The following is a 22222-nucleotide window of genomic DNA, read 5'->3' as shown; positions in this document are numbered from 1 at the left end:
TGCAAGCTATGCGCGAATACCTGAAGTTCTACATCGACGGACAGTGGGTCGACCCGGTGCGGCCCAACGCCTTCGAGGTGGAAAACCCGGCGACCGAGCAGGTTTCCGGAAAGATCTCGTTGGGATCGGCGGCCGACGTCGACGTGGCGGTTCAGGCCGCCCGGCGCGCCTTTGCCGGCTGGTCGCAGAGCACCCGGGAACAGCGCCTGGACTTGTTGCAGGCCATCCTCGCCGAATACCAGAAGCGCGCGGACGATCTCGCCGAGGCGGTCACCGAGGAGATCGGCGCGCCGCCCTCACTGGCCGCGGGCCCGCAGGTCTTCCTCGGCATCGGCCACCTCACGACGGCCATCGACGTGCTGAAGAACTTCCCGTTCTCCGAACACAAAGGGGAGACCCTGATCGCCAAGGAGCCGATCGGTGTCTGCGGCTTGATCACGCCGTGGAACTGGCCGATCAACCAGGTCGCCGTCAAGGTGTACCCGGCGCTGGCGACCGGCTGCACCGTCGTGCTGAAACCCTCTGAGGTCGCGCCTTATTCGCCCTACATCTTCACCGAGATCCTGGCCGCCGCCGGCGTGCCGGCCGGGGTGTTCAACCTGGTCAACGGCGACGGCCCGGGCGTCGGCGCGGCCCTGGCGAGCCACCCCGACATCGACATGGTGTCGTTCACCGGGTCCACGCGCGCCGGCATCGAGGTCGCCAAGAACGCCGCCCCCACGGTGAAGCGGGTGACCCAGGAGCTCGGCGGGAAGAGCCCCAACATCGTCCTCGACGACGGTGGCTTCGCCGACGGCGTGCGGGCCGGCGTCGCCAACATGATGCCCAACTCGGGGCAGAGCTGTAACGCGCCGTCGCGCATGCTGGTGCCGAATTCACGGATGGCCGAGGCGATTAACCTCGCGCGTGAGGTAGCCGAGCAGGTCCAGGTGGGCACCCCCGGCGACGCGACGGCGATCGGGCCGGTGGCGTCGAAGACGCAGTTCGAGAAGGTGCAGCGCCTGATTCAGCAGGGCATCGACGAGGGCGCGACCGTGGTCGCGGGCGGCCCGGGCCGGCCGGCGGGGCTGGACACGGGGTACTACGTCAAGCCGACCGTTTTCGCGCACGTCACCAACGACATGACGATCGCGCGCGAGGAGATCTTCGGGCCGGTGCTGTGCATCCTCGGCTATGACGACCTCGACCAGGCCGTCGAGATCGCCAACGACACCGAGTACGGTCTCGCCGGCTATGTCTCCGGGGCCGACCTCGACACGGCACGCGAAGTTGCCCGCAGGATCCGCGCGGGATGGGTGACGATCAACCACGCATTCGACATGAACGCGCCGTTCGGCGGCTACAAGCGCAGCGGCAATGGCCGCGAATGGAGCGAGTTCGGCTTCCACGAATACCTGGAGGTCAAGAGCACCCTCGGCTACGCGCCCGACAAGGCCGCCCGATAGCCCGCCGCACCGAAATCCGAACGCACCACGGCCGAAAACCGTTGCGTGTCCTCCGCGGAATCCCGCGCGTCCACCCTTAAGCTGGCTCCGTTCACGAGGAGGGGCAGCGACGTATCGGCATCAACCATGGCGCCGGGCGGGATGGTAGTCACGGCGCGTTGACGGCGAGCACCGAGCCGGGCGGGTCTCACCCCGCACCGGCTCGTCGTAGTCGGCCCCGATGGGTCGCCCCCGTGCGCCGGGTTGGCCGGCTGGCCGTCTGGGACCGCCCCGAGCGGCGCAGCGGAATCCCGGCGCTCGACGGCCTGCGCGCGATCGCCGTCGCGCTGGTGCTCATCGGGCACGGAGGAATCCCCGGCGTCAGCGGCGGATTCATCGGCGTCGACGTCTTCTTCGTTCTCAGCGGATTCCTGATCACCTCGCTGCTGCTCGACGAGCTGGGACGCACCGGCCGCATCGAGCTCACCGGCTTCTGGATCCGGCGCGCGCGGCGGCTGCTGCCGGCGCTGGTGTTGATGGTGCTCACCGTGGCGGCGGCCCGGCAGCTGCTACCCGAGCGGTCGCTCACCGGCCTGCGCGACGACGCCATCGCGGCGTTCGTGTGGATGGCGAACTGGCGGTTCGTCGCCCAGAAGACCGACTACTTCACCCAGGGGGCGCCGCCGTCGCCGCTGCAGCACACCTGGTCGCTCGGGGTGGAGGAGCAGTACTACTTCGTCTGGCCGCTGCTGCTGATCGCGGTCGCGCTGGCGCTGGCCGCACGCGCGAGGCGCCGCTTCACCCGGGCCACCGTCGGCGGGGTGCGCTTCGCGACGTTTGTCATCGCCACCCTCGGGACGCTGGCGTCCGCGGCGCTCGCCATCGTCATGGCCTCCGACGGCACCCGCGACCGGATCTACTTCGGCACCGACACCCGCGCGCAGGCGCTGCTGGTCGGTGCGGCGGCCGCCGCCCTGCTGGTACGGGACTGGCAGTCGATGAACCGCGGCTGGTGCATGATCCGCACCCGGTGGGCGCGGCGCGCCGCCCGGATCCTGCCGCTGCTGGGTGTGGCGGGGCTGGCGGCGGCGACCCACTACGCCACCGGCGCCAGCGGCGAATTCCGCCACGGCCTGCTGATCGGCGTCGCGATCGCGGCCGTCCTCGTCATCGCCCCGGTCGGCCTGGAGCAGCGCGGCGTCGTCGCCCGCGCGCTCGCGTTGCCGCCGCTGGTGTGGCTCGGGACCATCTCGTATGGCATCTACCTGTGGCACTGGCCGATCTTCTTGGCGCTCAACGGCGAACGCACCGGGTGGGCCGGGCTGCCGCTGTTCGCCGCGCGGTGCGCCGCCACGGTGGCGGTGGCCGCGGCGTCGTATTGGGTGCTCGAGCAGCCCATCCGGCGCTGGCGCCCTTCGCGGGTGCCGCTGCTGCCGTTGGCGGCGGCGACCGTGGCCAGCGCCGCGGCGGTGACGCTGTTGGTGGTTCCGGTGGGAACCGGGCCGGGACTGCGTGAGGTGGGCCTGCCGCCCGGTGTCTCGGCGGTCGCGGCGGTCTCGCCGTCGCCGCCGGGAGAAAGCCGGCCCCGGGATCCCAATCGGCCGTTCACCGTCTCGGTGTTCGGTGATTCGATCGGGTGGACGTGGATGCACTACCTCCCGCCGACGCCGGGATTCGCCTTCCTCGACCACACCGTCATCGGGTGCAGCCTGGTGCGCGGCACGCCGTACCGGTATGTGGGTCAGACGCTGGAGCAGCGATCCGAGTGCGACGGCTGGCCGATTCGATGGGCGAGGCAGGTCAGCCAGGACCAGCCCGATGTCGCGCTGCTGATCATCGGCCGCTGGGAAACCGTGGATCGCGTCAACGAGGGCCAGTGGACCCACATCGGCGACCCGACCTTCGACGCCTACCTCAACGGCGAACTCGAGCGGGCGCTGACTATCGCCGGTTCCACCGGTGTGCGGGTGGTGGTCGCGACCGTGCCGTACAGCCGCGGCGGTGAGAAGCCGGACGGCCGGCTGTATCCCGAGGACCAGCCGGACCGGGTCAACCTGTGGAACACCATGTTGCGCAAGACCGTCAGCCATCACCCGAACGTCGCGATCCTCGACCTGAACAAGAAGCTGTGCCCCGACGGCGTCTACACCGCCAAGGTCGACGGCATCAAGGTGCGCAGCGACGGTGTGCACCTGACCCCGGAAGGGGTGAAGTGGCTGACGCCGTGGCTCGAGGAATCGCTGCGGTAGCGCCGCGCAGGCAATTCTCCTAAGTGCCTGTGCGGCAGCTGATCTCCATGCTGTCGCTGTCGCGAACCTGGAAGTTGAAGCTGACGTAGCCGTTGTCCTGGTCGCGCACCCGGTCGAGATACGGGGCCATGTCGGCCGAGCTGGCGTTGTCGGCGATGACCAACGCACCCGTGGACAGGCGGGGCTCGAGCAGCTCGATCACGGGCAGGTACAAGTCTTTCCAACCGTCGAGCAGCAGAAAATCGATCGCCCCGTCCAGGCTTTCCAGCGTGCTCAAGGCGTCGCCCTCCAGGATCGTGATCACATCGTCCAAGCCCGTCTCGGCGAAGGTCTGCTTCGCGGCGGCGATCTTGGTGGCGCTGAGCTCGGTGGTCACCACCCGGCCGCTCCCGTTGTCACGCACCGCGGCGGCCAGGTGAACGGCGGAAATCCCGAACGACATCCCGAATTCGACGACGGTCGCCGGGCGGGTGGCGCGGACCAGCGAATACAGCAGCCGGCCGGCTTCGGGCGTCACCGGGATGTAGAACTCGCTCATCGCGTCGGCGCGCTCCTGGGCGGTCATCGGCTGATCGAAGGTGCCACGCCGCTCGCGCAAGAGCGACATCTGGTTCTTCGACTCGGCGTACATGCGGTCGAGCGCCGATGCGACCCGCGGATCCTGCAGGGTTGTGGTCATGTCGCCGAGCGTAGCCCGGCGACGGTGAGCGCCGGAACGGCGCGAGTGAGGAGCGGGCGATCGAACCGGGCCCGGCGACGGTGAGCGCCGGAACGGCGCGAGTGAGGAGCGGGCGATCGAACCGAGGGCGGCGACGGTGAGCGCCGGAACGGCGCGAGTGAGGAGCGGGCAATCGAACCGAGGCAGCCCGGGTGGGCGCTGGGGGCGCGACGGCGGCGCCACGCTCAGCGCAAATGAGTTTGACGAGCCCGGGCCGCGGTGCCACTATGGACTCCGCAAGCACCTCGGTAGGTGAGGCGTCTGCATGGATACAGGCCACTGACCCCGAACGTCGAGAGACGCCCCGGGTCAGGACAGCTCTTCCCGGACCCAAGGGTTGAGCCCAAGTGGCTTCTGGACGACCATCGGCTCCGTCCGGATACGCCGTGCAGTGCCGAAGCTCCGACGAGAGGGGTGCGACCGGCGGCGTTGGTGCCGTCGGTCATTCGTGCCTCTCTCGTTCAGGTGAATGTGATGACACCCGCGTGTGTCCCGGCCGTGAGGAGGTGAGGGCGAGATGAGTCCCGGCGATAGTCCGCATCCAAAATTCGTTTTGTCCCGATCCGGCTCCGGCATTCCTTCCGCCGCCTGACCTTCCTTCCGGTCCTGCGCGGCTGACACGTTCCACGGACGGTGTCGACGCCGATCGGACCTCTGGCAGGAGAAGATCATGGCTTTTGTTGTTACGCACCGTTTTTCCGCCGCCCCCAGGGGACGCGGCCGGTCGATGCTGCGCGCGGGCCGGTTGCTGGCCGACAAGTTGCACCTGCGGGCCAACCTGACCCCCCAGGAGCGGGCCAACCTGTACGTTTCGCGGATGCCGATCGCCGTGGTCACCGCCTCGCTGGGCGGACACGTGTCGGGCCGCCCCGACAACCACTGGTGATCCGTTCCCCGCATCGGGCGCATCCGCATTCCTCACCGCGAGGTGAGAACGATTCGTACAGCGAGGATCAGATGACTTCGATCCACACCCGCGGCGGCCGCCGCAGCCTTATTTTCGGCCGCTCGGCCGCCGCGGTGGAGACCCCGCACGCCGAGGAGCAGGGGCCGACGGTGCTGGACACCGCGCACGTCGGCGACATCGTCGGCGCGTTCGGCCGCATCGGGCGCGACGGCACCGGGGGCACCACGAACGGCCGCTGGCGGCGGCTGAAGACACTGGCGGTCATCAGCGGTCCCGGCCTGATCGTGATGGTCGGCGACAACGACGCCGGTGGCGTCGCGACCTACGCCCAGGCCGGCCAGGACTACGGGATGGGCCTGCTGTGGACGCTGGCACTGATGATTCCGGTGCTGTACGTGAACCAGGAAATGGTGCTGCGGCTGGGCGCCGTCGCCCGGGTGGGTCACGCGCGCTTGATCTTCGAACGGTTCGGAAAGTTCTGGGGCGCCTTCAGCGTCGGTGACCTGTTGGTCTTGAACGCCCTGACGATCGTCACCGAATTCATCGGTGTGTCACTGGCTCTCGGTTTCCTGGGCTGCCCGAAGTTCGTCGCCGTCCCGGCCGCCGCGGTGCTGCTGTTCGCCGTCGTGGCCGGGGGGTCGTTTCGCCGCTGGGAGCGGTTGATGTTCCTGCTGATCGCGGTCAACGTGCTGATCATCCCGATGGTGCTGCTGGCGCACCCGGCCCCGAAAGCGACTGCGGCCGGCCTGATTCCGCAATTCCCCGGTGGGCTGAACTCGACCGTGCTGCTGCTGGTGGTCGCGATCGTGGGAACGACGGTCGCGCCGTGGCAGCTGTTCTTCCAGCAGTCCAACGTGGTCGACAAGCGCATCACCGCGCGCTGGATCCCTTACGGGCGAGCCGATTTGGTGATCGGGATCGTCGTGGTCATGGTCGGGGCGACGGCGTTGATGGCGGTGACGGCGTTCGGATTGGCGGGCACCGCCGATGCCGGCCACTTCACCGACGCGGGCGCGGTCGCCGCCGGGTTGTCCCGGCATCTGGGCGGCACGGTGGGGGCGCTGTTTGCGATCATCCTGCTCGACGCGTCGCTGATCGGCGCCAACGCCGTCGGCCTGGCGACCACCTATGCCGTCGGTGACGCCATGGGCAAGCGGCACTCGTTGCATTGGAAGATCAGCGAGGCGCCGGTGTTCTACGGTGGCTACGCGGCGCTGCTCGCGGTGTCGGCGGCCGTCTCGTTCAGCCCCGACCACATCCTGGGGCTGGTGACCCAGGGCGTGCAGGCGCTCGCCGGCGTGCTGCTCCCCTCGGCGACCGTCTTTCTGGTCTTGCTGTGCAATGACCGCGCGGTGCTGGGGCCGTGGGTGAACACGGTGCGGCAGAACATCATTGCGTGGAGCATCGTGTGGTGCCTGGTGCTGTTGTCGCTGGCGTTGACGGCGACGACGTTCTTCCCGGACCTGTCCACGGCCACCATCGAGATCGGGCTCGGTGTCGGCGCCGTGATCGGCATCGTCGGCGGTGCGGTGATGATCATCGTCGGCCGGCGGCATCGCAGCCTGGCCGAGGCGGAAGCCATCGTGCGCACCCTCGGAGGTGGTCTCGACCCCGAGCAGGTCGACGAACTCGACGACGCCGCATCGCTCACCCGCGCCGAACGGCGGGCCGTGCGCCGCCAGGACCGGGCCGGCTGGCAAACCCCGAACCTGGCCCTGCTCGACAGGCCGGCGATGTCGCCGTCGCGCCGGGCGGGGTTGCTCACGCTGCGCGGCTATCTCGTGGTGGCCGTCGCGTTCGTCATCATCAAAATCGTGCAGGCCGGGGTCATCGAGCCGGTCTCGTCATTGTGAGCCGGTAGGCAGCAGAACGATTTTCCCGTGGGTGTGCCGTTGCTCGAGTTCGGCGAACGCGTCGGCGACCCGGTCCAGCGGATAGGTTGCGGCGACGTCGAACTCGATGGCGCCGGAGACGATCAGGCCGGCCATTTCGGCGAGCACTTCGGGTGTCGAGGCGTCCATGCTGCCCTCGGTCTTGGCGCCCACCTCGTCGGCCTTCTGGAAGGCGATGATGGTGTCGATCCGCTGCGGCGCCACGCCGAGGTCCATGGCGAGCTGGACGTAGTCCGGGCCGAACAGATCGATGAACGCGTCGATTCCGTCCGGCGCCGCGTCGCGCAGCCGCTCGGCGAGCCCGTCACCGTAGGCGATCGGGACGACGCCGTGCGCGCGCAGCCAGTCGGCGTTGCCGGGGCCCGCGATGCCGAGGACGCGCGCCTCGCGGAGCACCAGAAGCTGCACCACCAGGCTGCCCACCCCGCCGGCGGCGGCCGACACGGCGACCGTCTCACCCGGTTGGGGCGCAACCGCACGCACCGCCGCGTACGCCGTCACGCCCGCCACGTAGAGCGAACCCGCTGCCTCCCAACCGAGTTGAGGAGGTTTGCGGATCAACTGGCCCACCGGAACGGCGACGTGGGTCGCGTGGCTGGAGCGGCGCAGGCTGAAACCCAAGACCTCGTCGCCGACCGCAAACTCGGTGACCCCGGGCGCCACCGCCGTCACGACGCCGGCGAGATCGCTGCCCTCCCCGGAGGGAAAGGTGGCCGGGAACCTCTCGTGCATCGCCCCGACCCGGATGCCGGCCTCGCCGGGGTTGATCCCGGCCGCGCGAACCTCGACGACGACCTCACCCGGCTCGGGCGTGGGCATGTCGATGTCCGCCACGTACAACACCTCACGGCCCCCGTAGCGGTCGAACCGTACGGCGCGCGCCGTTGCAGCGGTCATGCCGATCTCCTCACGCGAAGACACCCCTACCCACGCCAGCATAGGCACGCAAAGAGCTACCCATCGCCGGCCCGTTGGGCATATGTTCGTAACAACTCGAACACGGATGACGTGTGGAAGGGACATGCGTGGGGGTTGCTCGAATCGGCGTGGCGGGCGGGGCCTTGCGGCACGTGACCGCCATGACCGCGATCGTCGCGGTCGGCGCCGCGAGCGCGGGCTGCGGCGGTGCGGACGAATCCTCGTCGCCCTCAGTGACGGAGTCGAGCCCGTCCGCGTCCCCGACCGGCTCGAGCGCGGTCACCGGGCCGCCGCCGGGCCAACCCACCGATTACGGCTTTCTGCTGATCAAGCCGAGCGACGTGGGCTTGGGGCTCACCGCGCCCCAGTCGCCGATGCTCAACCCCAACAACGCGCCGGGGGTCGCGCAGCTGTTCGCCAACGCCGACAGCGGCCGCCGCCTGTGGGACACCATTGTGGTGACCGCCGATCCCTCGGCCGCCGCGGCCGAACTGGCCGGCAGCAAAAGCGATTACGCCGGCAAGGTGGTCGGCGACTGGCGGCCCCTCGCCGTGGGCGCCAACGGCTCAGCGATTTCGGGGGCCTCACCCGACAACTCCCAAGCCATGACGGTCCTGCTGTTCACCGAAGGCAAGGCGCTCGTCACCCTGGAATTCGACAGCGCACCCAACGACCCGTTCGACCCGGCCGCGGCCCTCGACATCGCGCGCAAGCAAGACGAAGCGATCAAGAGGGGATTGCCCGGCTAGGACAGCATGGGGGCTACACCAAACCCAGCAAGCGCAGGTCCGCGACATACTTGTCGATCAACTCCGCCGACAGATGCGGAATGTCCTCGTCCGCACCGATTTTGGCCGTCCGCACCGCATGGCGGAAGACGTCGGTGGGGGCGGGCGCACCACGCAGTGGCGTCTCGGGCTCCCGGTAGGCGTCCAGCAACGGCAACACCGAATGCTGGCGCTGCTTGTCCGGTAACGCGCGAAGCGCCGTGGTGAACCGGCCCAGCCATTCGTCGTAGTCCTCGATGCGCCGGATATCGTGCCCGGCGGCGATCAACCAGTCGACGAACACGTCCAGGGAAACGCCGTCGTCGTGCGGATTCATCACGTCATAGGAGCGGTACGCACCGGCAACATCGGCATCCTCGGCCGCCATCTGTTCGCCGAGCGTGGTGACCGCTTCGGCCACGAAGTCGGCGGGCAGCCCGTCGTAGTGGGCCACCGCCCGGTTTCCCTGCTCGTCGGGCCGATAGAACGACGACGGCGCGATGCCGGTGGTCAGCAGGCTGAATACCAAGCGGGTGAACGCATCTGGCACGTTCAGCTGCCCGGCATACCGGCTGTGCGCCAGGATCATGTCGGACCGGAAGACGGTGACCGGCAATCCGCACAGGTCGTGCGCCTCCCGCAGCAACACCTCGCCGGCCCACTTGCTGTTCGCGTAGCCGTTCGCGTAGGTGTCGTCGATCGGGCGTACCGCGCTGTCGGCGCGGATGTCGCCGTCCTCGGCGAACGCGCCGGGATCGACCGTCATGGCCACCGCGACCGTCGACAGGTACGTGACCGGCTTGATTCGCGTCGTGATCGCCAGCCGGATCAACTCGGCGGTGCCGGCGACGTTCGGGCCGAAGAGTTGGTCATACGGCAGCACGTGGTTGACGAGCGCGGCCGGGTGGACGATCAGATCCACGCTCTGCGCGAGGCGCTGCCAAGTCGCTTGGTCCAGGCCGAGATTCGGCTCACCGATATCACCGACGATGACCTCCAGGTGTTCGGCGGCCAGCGAGCGGAACCGCTCCAGCAACTGCGGGTCCCCGCTGTCGAAAACCGCCTCCAGCCGCTTGACTGCCGCCGCGGCGTCCGTGGCGCGGATGATGGAGATGAGCGTCCCGCCGGTCTCGGCGAGCCGCTCGAGCCATTCCAGGGCCAAGAAGCGGCCGAGGTAGCCGTTGGCGCCGGTCAGCAGGACCGTATGCGGTGTCCCGGCCGCGCGCGGCAGCGCCGGTGCCTCGGCCAGGGTGTTCGCGTCGATGAACTTGTCCAACGTGAGCTCCGCCGCGCGGACCTCGACGGCGCCCCGGCCGTGCACCGTCGCGAACGTGGGCCGCCGCGACGCCGATTTACGTTCGCTCTCAACATATTCCGCGATCAGACCCAGGTTGGTCGCGGGCCCGGTGATCATTCCCACGGGCACGTCGACGGCGAAGATGTCACGCAAGAGGTTGGAAAAGGTCAACGCCGACAGGGAATCGCCACCGAGTTCGATGAAGAGTGCGTCGGGCTCGGGCGGGCCGCCGGCCACACCCAGCAGCGCCTCGGCGGCCCGAGTGAGGGTGAAGATCACGGGGTGCTCGTCCGCCCCCTCGCGCAGCGCACGCAACTCGGTGACGCGGTTTTCGGCCAGGTCGGCGTAGAGCTGTTCGAGCCGATCGGCGTAGTGCTCTTTGAGTTTCGGCCGTAGCAGCTTGCCGACGCCCGACAGCAGGCCGTTGTCCTCGCTGAAGGGCTCGGTCTCGACAACAAAGTCGACCGGCACCTCGTAGGACTGCAGCTCGGCGAGTTGCGCCGACTGGCGCAGGGATTCGGCGAGCGCGGCCTTGAGGCCGTCGGGATCCCCGGCGAATCGCTCCGCGGCGTCGACGGTCGGCACGACGACGGCCAGCAGATAGGGGCGTTCGCTGTTGCCGTAGACGAAGATCTGGCGGACCAGCGGCGCGCTGGCGAACACGGCCTCCAGGCGGGCGACGGCGACGAATTCGCCCTGCGCCAACTTCAACACGTTGTTGCGGCGGTCGACGTAGGCCAGCCGGTCGGGTTCCAGCTCGGCCATCACATCGCCGGTGCGGTAGTAGCCGTCGGGATCGAACGCATTGGCGGTGACGTCCGGCCGTTTGAAATATCCCGGCGTGGCGGTCAGCGACTTCACCAGCAATTCGCCACGGGGATAAGGCTTGTCGGTGTGAAAGTAGCCCAGTTCGGGAACGTCGACGAGCTTGTAGTCGAGCACCGGGGGACGGGTCATGCGCCCGTCCTTGGTCACCATTCCTACCTCGGTCAGCCCGTAGCCGTCGAGAACGTGGACGTCCAAACTTGTTTCGATGAAGGCGCGCATCTCCGCGGCGAGCGGCGCCGTCCCGCAAAAGGCGGTCACGATGCGGCCGCCGAGGACCTGCTCACGCAGCTCGGCCCGCGCGCGGGCCTCGGCGGAGCCGGTATCGGCGCCCGCCGCCACGAGTCGATCGACGGCGCTCTGGTAGCGCTGGTAGAGCATTTCCGCCACCCGGGGCACCAGACCCATCTCGGTGGGGCGCACCAGGTTCCAGTCGTCGAACAACGTGGACAGGTCGCTTTCCGGGACGAAGTAACTGGTGCCGCCGGCCTGGAACGCCGTCGACAGCGGTATCCGGCCGCCGAGGTGATTCAGCGGCATGAAGTTGACGTTGAACACGGGCGTGTCCGCGAAATCGGGCATCAGCTCGTTGGTCCACACCTTGCACAGCATCTGCTCGGTGTACATGGCGCCCTTGGGTAATCCGGTGCTACCCGAGGTGTACATGATCATGGCCAGCCGCTGATCGGTGTCACCGGTGTACATGGGCTCGGGCGGTAGGGCGCGGCCGCGTTCGACGATCTCGTCGAAGGTCTCGATGGTCACCGCCATGCCCGCGGCCGCCAGCTTCTCCCGGGCCCGTTGCAGCGCTTCGCGTTGCTCGTCGACCTCGGGCTGGTAGTCGAAGACCACAAGGCGCCGCAACGATGAGCTTCCCGACGCCGCTTCGACGGCAAGGTCGAGATAACCGACGCCGGCGGCCAGTATCGATGGCTCGACCTCATCGACGATCGGGCGCAACCGTGAGGCGGTGGTGTTGTGTTGCAGCGGAACGGCAACCAATCCGAGGTAGGCGCAGACCAGATCGAGGGTCAGGTATTCCGCGCTGGCGAAACCGACTGTCGCGACGAAGTCCCCGGGCGACACGGGGTTCGCGGCGTCGTGCCGCCATGCGCCGGCGATCGCGCGAACGTTGGCCCACAGCTCGCGGTAGGTCATGGTGTCGAACCGGGGGAGCAACTCCGCGGTGGTCCGCCCGGTCGCCGGATCGGTGCTCGATGTCCGTGCCCGCCAGCCCAGTGCGGGCCGATCGGCGTAGCCCTCGACGAACAGCTCCAGGATCTGGGGCAGCCGGAGGCCCGGTTGGCGCGCCGCCCGCTGCAGCGAAAGATCGGGTTCGGCGTCGCGGAATTGTGCGTCGTTGGCGGCCAACTCGCGGATCCGTTCGGCTACCCGCTCCCGCGCCGGGCTGATCGGGCCTCTAGAGCTAACTTTCGTGCGCTGCGCCTCACCGGTCATGGCCCGCCTCTCGTTCAGATCCCTCGTCTACCGAGAACTCACCGCGGCGGGCGGGTCTTCCGTTCAACGCGTGTGACGACCGTCACACGTGGGGACCGGCGGGTGACGCTCAGGCCACGACCTGGATGGGGTCGCCGACGTTGACCTGGTTGAAGTACCACGAGGCGTTGTCGGGGCTGAGGTTGATGCACCCGTGGCTGACGTTGGCATAGCCCTGCGAATCGACCGACCACGGGGCCGAGTGCACGTAGACGCCGCTCCAGGTGACCCGTACGGCGTACTGGGCGGTGATCTTGTACCCCTCGGGGGAGCTGAGCGGAATGCCGATGGTGCGCGAGTCCATCACCACGCTGCGCTGCTTTTCCAGCGCCGTGAAGCTGCCGATCGGGGTGGGCCTGCTGGGCTTGCCCATCGACGCGGGCATGGTGCGCAGCACCTCTCCGTCCCTGCTGACGGTGAAGGTGTGCTTGGAGATGCTGGCGACACCGAGGAGCGCGTCACCGGTGTCGAAGCCGGTCGTCAGGGCCTGCACGCCCACCGAGACGTGCGTGTGCGGGGGCCAATACTGGTTGGGAACCCACTGCACGACCGTGTTCCGGACCCACTCGAAGTGCCCCGGTGTGCCGCTCGGCGACGTCACGTGGATCGACCGCTCGACGGCGGCGCGATCGGCCACCGGTGCGGTGAACGTGACCACGACGGGGTGCGCCACACCGACCACGGCGCCGTCAGCGGGCAAAATCGAGGCGACCTCGGGCGTGGGGTGCGGCGTCGGCACGGCGGCGCTGCCACGGGCCGCCGATCCCACCAGGCCCATGACCGTGATCGCGACCATAACAAATAGATAACGAACACCTCGACGCATAGCGTCCACCCTTCGAGATGGTGCGATCAACACACGGACATTCTACGGGTTACCCACGAATCACCGGTTTCAGCAAACAATGACAGCTCGGGCGGCCGCCGCGGTAACGAGGCGAACACCGATTGAGTTCGATTCGGTCGGCGGCGGAGCCGGCGACGCCGTTCATCCATTGCCGGCGGGCAGCACGCGCGCGAAAGTGCCACTGACACTGAGGTTCTCGTCGAAGGCGGGCGCCAGGATCCGCACGAGCGCTGTGTGCAGGCGATGGGATCATCCGCAGACGCGATCGCGCAGGTGCCGGCGCTTCCGAAAGTGCCGGGATCGTTGCGGCGGGCGCAGGCTTGGCGCGCAGGTCAACGGCGCGTTAGCCTCAGCGAGATCGGCGTCCCAAGCCCGAGCGAACCCCGAGGAGTGCGGGTGCTCTTCCGTCAGCTGGAGTACTTCGTTGCGGTCGCCTCCGAGCGCCACTTCGCCCGGGCGGCCGAGAAATGCTTCGTCTCCCAGCCCGCGCTCTCCGCCGCGATCGCCAAGCTGGAGCGGGAGCTGAACGTCACGCTGATCAACCGCGGCCACAGCTTCGAGGGCCTCACCCCGGAGGGGGAGCGGTTGGTGGTGTGGGCCAGGCGGATTCTCGCCGAGCACGACGCCTTCAAGGCGGAGGTCGACGCCGTGCGCTCGGGCATCACCGGGGCGCTTCGGCTGGGCACCGTGCCGACCGCGTCGACGACCGCGTCGCTGGTGCTCTCGGCGTTCTGCTCGGCGCATCCGCTGGTGAAGGTGCAGATCCTGTCCCGGCTGGCGGCGACCGAACTCTACCGACGCCTGCGCGAATTCGAACTCGACGCCGCCATCGTGCACGCGGCGCCCGACGAGGCTCACGACGTGAACCTGGTTCCGCTGTACCAGGAGCGCTACGTGCTGCTCGCACCCGCGGAGATGTTGGGAGCCGCTGCGACGACGATGACCTGGGCCCAGGCCGCGCAGCTGCCGTTGGCGTTGCTCACCCCCGACATGCGCGACCGCCAGATCATCGACAAGGCGTTCGCCGATCACGGCATCACCGTCAGCCCACAGGTGGAAACCGACTCGGTCGCTTCACTATTCGCTCAAGCCTCCGCCGGAAATTGGGCATCCATCGTGCCGCACACGTGGCTGTGGACCTCGCCGCTGGGCCCGGAGATCCGGGCGGTGGAAATGGTGGATCCGGTGCTCAAAGCCGACGTCGTGTTGGCGACCAGTTCGAGCGGACCCGGCTCGCCGATCGCGCGTGCGCTGGCGGCATCGGCCGCGGGGCTGGCGCTCAACGAGTTCTTCGACGCCCAGCTCCTGGGCGTCACCCGCCGCCGCTGACCGCGGCCGCGCGCGCCGGGTTCCGGTTGGCCAGATGTCCGCTTTCCACACCGGCCGCCGGGTCGAGCTCGCAGTCGATGACCGACGGCGCCCCGGAGCCGATCGCCTCGGACAGCGCCGCGCGCAGCTCACCGGGCGTGGCGACGTGATAACCCTTGCCGCCGAAGGCCTCCGCGATCAGTTCGTGGCGCGCCCGGGCGTTCAGCACGGTGGGGGCCGGGTCCAAGGGGTGCGCGGCGGCGGCGGGCGCGGCCTCGTCTCCGCGATAGACGCCGCCGTTGTTGAGGATGACGACGGTCACCGGCAGCCGGTAGCGGCAGATGGTCTCGATCTCCATGCCGCTGAAGCCGAATGCGCTGTCACCCTCGATCGCGACGACCGGCCCGCCGGTCTCGACGGCGGCGGCGATGGCATAGCCCATGCCGATCCCCATCACGCCCCAGGTTCCCGTGTCGAGCCGGTGCCGCGGCGATTCCATGTCGACGACGTTGCGGGCCAAATCGAGCGCATTGGCGCCCTCGTTGACGACGTACACGTCGCGGTTGTCCTGCAGCACAGCGCGAATCGCGCCGAGGGCGTTGTAAAACCGCATCGGGTGTGGGTCGTCGGCCAGGCGCTCGCGCATCTTGGCGTCGTTGCGTGCCTTGCGGTCGGCCAGCTCACCGGTCCATTCCGCCGGCGCGGCGATCGGTTGGGCGGCCACGGCGTCACACAGCGCCGACATCACCGAACCGATGTCGCCGACCAGCGGCGCGGAGATCGGCTGGTTGCTGTCGAATTCGGTCGGCTCGATGTCGACCTGCGCGAATTTGGTGTCTGCGGACCATTGCGGCGACTCCCCGTGGCCCAGAAGCCAATTCAACCGGGCGCCGATCAGCAGGACGGCGTCGGCGCGGGCGATCGCCAGCGACCGCGCGGTCGCCGCGGACTGCGGGTGGGAATCCGGCAACAGACCCTTGGCCATGGACATCGGCAGGAACGGAATCCCGGTGGCCTCGACGAACCGCCGAATCTCGTTGTCCGCCTGGGCGTATGCCGCGCCCTTACCGAGCACGATCAGCGGCCGTCGCGCCTGGGCCAGCAGCCCCAGTGCGCGATCCACCGCGTCGGGCGCCGGCAGCTGACGGGGCGCGGGGTCGACGACCCGCCAAATCGTCCCGGCGGCGGACGAGGCCTGAAGCGCCTGGCCCAGGACGTCGCCGGGGATATCCAGGTAGACACCGCCGGGACGCCCGGAGACCGCGGTGCGAATGGCGCGCGCGACGCCGCGACCGATGTCCTCGATCCGGTTGATCCGGTAAGCCGCCTTCGCGAACGGCCTTGCGGCGCTGAGCTGGTCGAGATCCTGGTAGTCGCCGCGCTGCAGATCCACCAGCGCGCGATTGCTCGAGCCGGAGATCTGGATCATCGGGAAGCAGTTCGTCGTGGCGTTCGCCAGCGCGGGCAAAGCGTTGAGGAAGCCGGGCCCGGACGTCGTGAGGCACACCCCGGGGCGGCGGGTCAGGAATCCGGCGGCCGCGGCGGCGTTGCCGGCCGAGGCCTCCTGCCGAAAGCCGATGTAGCGCATGCCCGACGCCTGCGCGGTCCGGGCCAGGTCGGTGATCGGGATGCCGACGAGGCCGTAGAGGTTCTCGATGTCGTTGGCCTTCAGCGCCTCCACCACGAGATGAAAGCCGTCGACCACGCGGGTCGATCCCGGCGCGTCGCTTCCCGACGCCGAAACGGTGGACATGTGCGACTCCTCGGGTGCGGGCGGGCGGACTGGCCTAGCCATCACTGTGGCCCCGGCGCCCGGCACGTGTCCAAGTCGAAGACGCTATCCGACGATTGACGTCGTCTATCGCCGCAGCTCAGCCGGCCGCTATTGCTGTTCGATAGCCCACGGTTATCGGTCGTGAGCGAATCGGTATTGGACGGGTGAGAAGGCCGCCGGGCAGGGTGGCCTCGACGGGAAGAGGACGGCAGAAGTGGGGAAGGAGCGCGGCGATGGGGTCCGATTCGACAACCGGCGGTGAGGTCACGGGGGCTGCGGGCCCGCGCATCGCCGACCTGGTCGCCGCGGCGGCGCGGCGGGCGCCGCAGGCGTGCGCGCTGGTCGTCACCGCCGAGCGCAGACCGGTCAGCTACCGCGACCTGACCCGGCTGGTCGACGATCTGGCCGCACAGCTGAAGGCCGCGGGCCTGGCGGCGGGTGACCGGGTCGCGCTGCGCGCCGGCAGCAACGCCGAATTCGTCCTCGGGCTGCTGGCGGCGTCGCGGGCGGATCTCGTTGTGGTTCCGCTCGATCCGGCCCTGCCGGACAGCGAGCAGCGCGCCCGCAGCGAGGCGGTGGGCGCGCGGGCGGTGCTCATCGACCGACTCGGGGACCCCGGCGAGGCAGGACCGCCGGCCTGGCCCATCGCGGTGCGCGTCAGACCCGACGACGCCGCGCCGGCCATCAGCCTGGACGTCCGCGCCGCACCCGAGCGCGACGTTTCGACGCCGCAGGGCCTGCGCGACGACGACGCCATGATCATGTTCACCGGCGGCACCACCGGCATGCCCAAGATGGTTCCCTGGACGCGCGACAACATCGCCGGCTCGGTCACGGCCATCGTCGCCGGATACGCCCTGGGGGAACGGGATTCGACGGTCGCGGTGATGCCCCTCTACCACGGGCACGGTCTGCTCGCCGCGCTGCTGGCCACCCTGGCGTCCGGGGGATCGGTGTTGCTGCCCGCGGGTGGACGCTTCTCGGCGCACACGTTCTGGGACGACATCGAGGCCGTCAGGGCCACCTGGTACACGGCGGTCCCGACGATCCATCAGATCCTGCTGGAACGCGACCGAACCGAGGGACCCGCCGGCGCCGGCGCCCTGCGGTTCATCCGCAGCTGCAGCGCGCCGCTGACCGCCGAGACGGCGCAGGCCTTGCAGGACACGTTCTCGGCCCCGGTGGTGTGCGCATTCGGGATGACCGAGGCGACCCACCAAGTGGCCACCACGGCCGTCGAAGGCGCCGGGCACAGCGAAAACCCTGGCGCCACACCGGGTCTCGTCGGCCGCTCGACCGGGCCGCAAATCCGTATCGTCGGGCCCGACGGTCAGTCGCTGCCCGCCGAGACGGTCGGCGAGGTCTGGCTGCACGGCCCCACGGTGGTGCGGGGCTATCTGGGCGACCCGTCGATCACCGACGCCAACTTCACGCGCGGGTGGTTACACACCGGCGATCTGGGCACCCTGTCGCCGGCCGGCGACCTCGTGATCCGCGGCCGCATCAAGGAACTCATCAACCGGGGCGGGGAGAAGATCTCCCCGGAGCGGGTCGAGGCGGTGCTGGCCAGCCACCCCGACGTCCTCGAGGTGGCCGTGTTCGGCAGGCCGGACACGCTGTACGGCGAGACCGTGGCCGCGGTGATCGTCCCCCGCGGATCGGCCGCGCCGACGGCCGACGAGTTGGCGTCGTTCTGCCGTGACCGGTTGGCGCCCTTCGAGGTTCCGGCCGACTTCCAGCAGGCGGCGGAGTTGCCGCACACCGCCAAGGGCTCGCTGGACCGTCGGGCCGTTACCGCACAGTTCGGTCGCGGGGCCTGAACCGCTCAGACGCCGGCGTTCACCCGGGCCGCGGCGGATTCCGGCATGGGCTCGTAGCGGGCGAACGACCGGGTGAACGAGGCGGCGCCGTGCGCCAGTGACCGCAGGTCGATGGCGTAGCGGGTCAGTTCCACCTGGGGCACCTCGGCCTTGACCACGGTGCGTTCGTTGCCCGCGGTGTCGGAGCCGAGGACCCGGCCGCGCCGACTGGACAGATCGCCCATCACCGCGCCGACGAAATCGTCGGGCACCAGCACCGAGATCTCGTCGATGGGCTCGAGCAGCGCCACCTTCGTCGCGGCCGCGGCCTCCCGCAGCGCCAGCGAGCCGGCCATCTGGAACGCGAAGTCGGACGAGTCGACGCTGTGCGCCTTGCCGTCGAGCAGGGTGACGCGGATGTCGACCACCGGGTAGCCCGCATGCACCCCCTTCTCCATCTGGGCGCGCACACCTTTCTCCACGCTCGGAATGAACTGCCGCGGCACCGCCCCGCCGACCACCTTGTCCACGAACTCGAATCCCGAGCCCTCCGGCAGCGGCTCCACCTCGATGTCGCACACCGCGTACTGGCCGTGCCCGCCGGACTGCTTGACGTGGCGGCCATGGCCTTTCGCCTTGCCGCCGAAGGTCTCTCGCAGCGGGATGCGCAGTTCCACGGTGTCCACGGTGACGCCGTACCGATTGGCCAGCGCGTCGAGGACCACACCGGCGTGGGACTCGCCCATGCACCACAGCACCACCTGGTGGGTCTCCTGGTTCTGCTCGATCCGCAGTGTCGGGTCCTCGGCGGCCAACCGGCCCAGCCCCACCGACAGCTTGTCCTCGTCGGTCTTGGCGTGGGCCGCGATCGCGACCGGCAGCAGGGGCTCGGGCATGGTCCAGGGCTTCAGCACCAGCGGCTCCGACTTGTCCGAAAGGGTGTCGCCCGTCTCGGCGCGGCTCAGCTTGCCGATCGCGCAGATGTCACCGGCCACCACGGCCGTGGCCGGGCGCTGCTGCTTGCCCAGCGGGAAGGACAGCACGCCGACGCGCTCGTCCTCGTCGTGATCGGGGTGCGCGTGGCTATTGCCTTGACTCCCTTCGGGACTGGTGCCGAAGAACGACGAAAAATGGCCCGACACATGAATCGTCGTGTCGGGCCTGATGGTCCCGGAGAACACCCGGACCAGGCTGACCCTGCCCACGTAGGGGTCCGACGTCGTCTTCACCACCTCCGCGAGCAACGGAGCGTCCGTGTCGCACGTCAGGCCGGTGCGCGGCGCTCCGACTTGCGTAAAGACTTCCGGCAGCGGGTGTTCCATCGGCGAGGGGAATCCGCGGGTGGCGACCTCCAGCAACTCGTACGTGCCCACGCCGGTGGTGCTGCAGACCGGGATCACCGGGAAGAACGACCCCCGGGCGACGGCCCGCTCCAGGTCGGCGATGAGGACGGATTCGTCGATGGACTCACCGCCCAGATACCGCTCCATCAGCGACTCGTCCTCGGACTCCTCGATGATTCCTTCGATCAGGGCGCCGCGCGCTTCCTCGATCCGCTCGGCGTCCGCCGGGTCCGGTGCCTGCACGGCTCGCTTGCCGTCGGCGTACTCGTAGCGCGCCTGCGACAGCAGACCGATCAGGCCGTGGCAGGAGGGCAGCCCGGTTGGCAGGTAAAGCGGTAAAACCTTGTCGCCGAAAGCATTCTGCGCCGCGGCGAGCGCCTCCTGATAGTTCGCGCGGGTGTGGTCGAGCTTGGTGATGACCACGGCGCGGGGCATGCCGACCTGGTTGCATTCCTGCCACAGCGACTTGGTGGGCTCGTCGACGCCCTCGTTGGCCGCGATCACGAACAGCGCGCAATCGGCGGCCCGCAACCCGGCCCGCAGTTCCCCGACGAAGTCCAAGTAGCCGGGTGTGTCGACCAGGTTGACCTTCACGCCGCCGTGCGACAGGGACGCCACGGCGACGCCGACCGACCGTTGCTGCCGAATCTCGGCCTCGTCGTAGTCGCAGACCGTGCTGCCGTCGGCCACCGAGCCGCTGCGGGTCAACACGCCGGCGGCGACCAACAGCGCTTCGACGAGGGTGGTTTTGCCGCCCCCCGACGGTCCCACCAGAACCACGTTGCGAATCTCGCCCGGACCGGTGGCGGTAGGAGCGCTCCCCGCGCCTTGGGAAGTATTTGTCTTGTCCGCCATGACTTTCCTCCAGGTTGCCCGGGGCGCGCCGTCGCTGACCTAGCTAGCACCTATCTAGCTACCATTCACCCAACTTCCGTCGACCACAAGACCGTCGGGCCAGATCGCGTGCGCTGCCGATCAGTGGTGCCAGCTGGACCACCGCTGCACGGCGACGGCGATGACCGGACCGTCCAGCGAAATCGATTGGTACTGAGGGTATTTCGCGCGTAGCAGCCGGCGCCCGAACTCCAGGACCTGGCCGTCGTTGTGAATGGTGGCGACCCCGTCGACCCGAACCCACCACAACCGCGTCCAATCGTCGCAGTAGTGGTCCACCAGCAGGCTCACCCGGGGGTTGGCGTCGATGTTGGCCAGCCGGCGCAGCCGCCGCGTCGTTTTCGGTTTCGCGTCGACCGCGGTGTACACCACGTCCTGGTCGCCGGCCGGGTCGGCGTCGACCGCGAAGACCACCGGCACCAGGTGCGGTCCTCCGCCCGGCGTCACGGTGCCCAACCGCGCCACCGGGGACTCGGTGAACCTGGCCCGGGGGTCGAATTCGCCCACCGCGTCAGCTTAGGTGCGCACAGCGCGTGAGGGCAGCGGCCGCGAGAACCTGGCACATGCCGCGCATAGCTACCTGCATTACGGTTATGTACACAAAATTGTGCCGCCCGGAGCCTGAGGCTGGGACAGTTTGTTGGTTACGGCGAAGCAGGAGGGTGACACCGATGGGCAAATCGCACCGCCGCTCGGTCTGGGGGTCAAGCGTCGTCAGAGTGCTGGCCGTGGTCGGACTCGGCCTCGGTCTGGACGCCGGTATCGGCCTCGGGATAGCCGCCGCGCCGGCGACGGCGTCGCCGCCCGCCCTGCCGCTGGACCCGTCGGCGATGGTCGGTCAGGTGGGGCCTCAAGTGGTCAACATCGACACCAAGTTCGGCTACAACAACGCGGTCGGCGCCGGCACCGGCATCGTGATCGACCCGAACGGCGTCGTGCTGACCAACAACCACGTGATCTCGGGGGCCACCGACATCAGCGCCTTCGACGTCGGCAACGGGCAGACGTATGCGGTCGACGTGGTCGGCTACGACCGGACGCAAGACATCGCGGTGCTGCAGCTTCGCGGGGCCGCCGGGCTTCCGACCGCCGCGATCGGTGGCGAGGCCACGGTGGGCCAGCCGATCGTCGCGCTGGGGAATGCCGGCGGCCAGGGCGGAACGCCCAGCGCGGTCACCGGCAAGGTCGTCGCGCTCAACCAGAGCGTCTCGGCGACCGACACGCTGACCGGTGCGCAGGAGAACCTGGGCGGCCTGATCCAGGCCGACGCGCCGATCAGGCCGGGCGACTCCGGTGGGCCCATGGTGAACAACGCCGGGCAGGTGATCGGCGTCGACACCGCCGCCACCGACAGCTACAAGATGTCCGGCGGGCAGGGCTTCGCCATTCCCATCGGCCGCGCGATGGGCGTCGCCAACCAGATCAGGTCCGGCGCCGGCTCCAACACCGTGCACATCGGCCCCACCGCATTCCTGGGGCTGGGCGTGATGGACAACAACGGCAACGGCGCCCGGGTGCAGCGCGTGGTCAACGCCGGTCCCGCCGGGGCCGCCGGGATCGCCGCCGGCGACGTCATCACCGGCGTGGACAACGTCGCGATCACCGGGGCGACGTCCATGACCGAGGTGCTCGTCCCGCACCACCCCGGGGACACGATCGCGGTGCATTACCGCTCCACCGACGGCGCCGACCGCACCGCGAACATCACGCTGGCGGAGGGGCCGCCGGCCTGACATACCCGGCGACAAGATCCGCCCGGTGGC

15 protein-coding genes and 1 riboswitch are annotated in these 22222 nt (G+C 69.2%); of the genes, 8 read left to right on the top strand and 7 right to left on the bottom strand.

Features of this window, described 5'->3' with window-relative positions:
• Positions 1 to 8 precede the first annotated feature (8 nt).
• Complete coding sequence (locus AC0KS4_RS24150) at positions 9 to 1445, top strand: aldehyde dehydrogenase family protein (RefSeq protein ID WP_238957176.1); 1437 nt, start codon at positions 9 to 11, stop codon at positions 1443 to 1445.
• A 233-nt stretch (positions 1446 to 1678) separates the two neighbouring features.
• Positions 1679 to 3673 carry an acyltransferase family protein gene (locus AC0KS4_RS24145; RefSeq protein WP_225327286.1) on the top strand — a complete coding sequence of 665 codons (1995 nt, stop codon included), beginning with the start codon at positions 1679 to 1681 and terminating at the stop codon, positions 3671 to 3673.
• A gap of 19 nt (positions 3674 to 3692) precedes the next feature.
• Here AC0KS4_RS24145 and AC0KS4_RS24140 read toward each other — a convergent pair whose 3' ends face one another.
• Positions 3693 to 4352 (bottom strand): O-methyltransferase, encoded by a 660-nt coding sequence (locus AC0KS4_RS24140; RefSeq protein WP_238957175.1) that lies wholly within the window; start codon positions 4350 to 4352, stop codon positions 3693 to 3695.
• Positions 4353 to 4628: 276 nt separating this feature from the next.
• Positions 4629 to 4812: riboswitch (M-box (ykoK) riboswitch) on the top strand.
• 249 nt (positions 4813 to 5061) lie between these two features.
• Between AC0KS4_RS24140 and AC0KS4_RS24135 the strand changes: the two genes are divergently transcribed.
• The gene (locus tag AC0KS4_RS24135) at positions 5062 to 5277 is read left to right on the top strand and encodes a hypothetical protein (RefSeq protein WP_225327318.1); all 216 of its coding nucleotides are present in this window, start codon (positions 5062 to 5064) and stop codon (positions 5275 to 5277) included.
• A 71-nt stretch (positions 5278 to 5348) separates the two neighbouring features.
• Complete coding sequence (locus AC0KS4_RS24130) at positions 5349 to 7151, top strand: NRAMP family divalent metal transporter (RefSeq protein WP_225327284.1); 1803 nt, start codon at positions 5349 to 5351, stop codon at positions 7149 to 7151.
• On the opposite strand, the gene AC0KS4_RS24125 is transcribed toward AC0KS4_RS24130, so the two are convergent.
• Positions 7143 to 8087, bottom strand: a complete 945-nt coding sequence (locus tag AC0KS4_RS24125; protein ID WP_238957174.1) for an NADP-dependent oxidoreductase — start codon at positions 8085 to 8087, stop codon at positions 7143 to 7145. The genes AC0KS4_RS24130 and AC0KS4_RS24125 overlap by 9 nt on opposite strands.
• A gap of 128 nt (positions 8088 to 8215) precedes the next feature.
• Between AC0KS4_RS24125 and AC0KS4_RS24120 the strand changes: the two genes are divergently transcribed.
• A complete protein-coding gene (locus AC0KS4_RS24120) occupies positions 8216 to 8857 on the top strand; it encodes a hypothetical protein (RefSeq protein WP_425326342.1) in 642 nt (213 codons plus the stop codon).
• 13 nt (positions 8858 to 8870) lie between these two features.
• Here the strand turns inward: AC0KS4_RS24120 and car are convergent, their stop codons facing one another.
• Both car and AC0KS4_RS24110 read right to left on the bottom strand, forming a co-directional pair.
• Entirely contained in the window at positions 8871 to 12455 is a 3585-nt protein-coding gene (gene car / locus AC0KS4_RS24115; protein WP_238957173.1) for a carboxylic acid reductase, read from the bottom strand.
• A 109-nt stretch (positions 12456 to 12564) separates the two neighbouring features.
• Positions 12565 to 13320, bottom strand: a complete 756-nt coding sequence (locus AC0KS4_RS24110) for a L,D-transpeptidase (RefSeq protein ID WP_225327281.1) — start codon at positions 13318 to 13320, stop codon at positions 12565 to 12567.
• A gap of 417 nt (positions 13321 to 13737) precedes the next feature.
• Here AC0KS4_RS24110 and AC0KS4_RS24105 point away from each other — a divergent pair, with 417 nt between their 5' ends.
• Entirely contained in the window at positions 13738 to 14670 is a 933-nt protein-coding gene (locus tag AC0KS4_RS24105; RefSeq protein ID WP_238957172.1) for a LysR family transcriptional regulator, read from the top strand.
• Here AC0KS4_RS24105 and oxc read toward each other — a convergent pair.
• On the bottom strand, positions 14654 to 16402 hold the full coding sequence (oxc, locus tag AC0KS4_RS24100) for an oxalyl-CoA decarboxylase (protein ID WP_238957171.1): 1749 nt from the start codon (positions 16400 to 16402) through the stop codon (positions 14654 to 14656). The two genes, AC0KS4_RS24105 and oxc, sit on opposite strands and share 17 nt — an antisense overlap.
• A gap of 254 nt (positions 16403 to 16656) precedes the next feature.
• On the opposite strand from oxc, the gene AC0KS4_RS24095 reads away from it, so the two are divergent.
• The gene (locus AC0KS4_RS24095; protein ID WP_238957170.1) at positions 16657 to 18243 is read left to right on the top strand and encodes a FadD7 family fatty acid--CoA ligase; all 1587 of its coding nucleotides are present in this window, start codon (positions 16657 to 16659) and stop codon (positions 18241 to 18243) included.
• 5 nt (positions 18244 to 18248) lie between these two features.
• Here AC0KS4_RS24095 and AC0KS4_RS24090 read toward each other — a convergent pair whose 3' ends face one another.
• Both AC0KS4_RS24090 and AC0KS4_RS24085 read right to left on the bottom strand, forming a co-directional pair.
• Positions 18249 to 20420 (bottom strand): elongation factor G-like protein EF-G2, encoded by a 2172-nt coding sequence (locus AC0KS4_RS24090; RefSeq protein WP_238957169.1) that lies wholly within the window; start codon positions 20418 to 20420, stop codon positions 18249 to 18251.
• 120 nt (positions 20421 to 20540) lie between these two features.
• Positions 20541 to 20966 (bottom strand): TIGR03668 family PPOX class F420-dependent oxidoreductase, encoded by a 426-nt coding sequence (locus AC0KS4_RS24085; RefSeq protein ID WP_238957168.1) that lies wholly within the window; start codon positions 20964 to 20966, stop codon positions 20541 to 20543.
• A 164-nt stretch (positions 20967 to 21130) separates the two neighbouring features.
• Here AC0KS4_RS24085 and AC0KS4_RS24080 point away from each other — a divergent pair, with 164 nt between their 5' ends.
• Positions 21131 to 22192, top strand: a complete 1062-nt coding sequence (locus AC0KS4_RS24080; RefSeq protein WP_238957167.1) for a S1C family serine protease — start codon at positions 21131 to 21133, stop codon at positions 22190 to 22192.
• Positions 22193 to 22222: the final 30 nt, after the last annotated feature.

The sequence above is a fragment of the Mycobacterium sp. NTMscope_MAC_12 genome, from assembly GCF_976985675.1.
The sequence above is the reverse complement of the archived record's forward strand: the minus strand, read 5'-3'. Positions and strand labels throughout refer to the sequence as shown.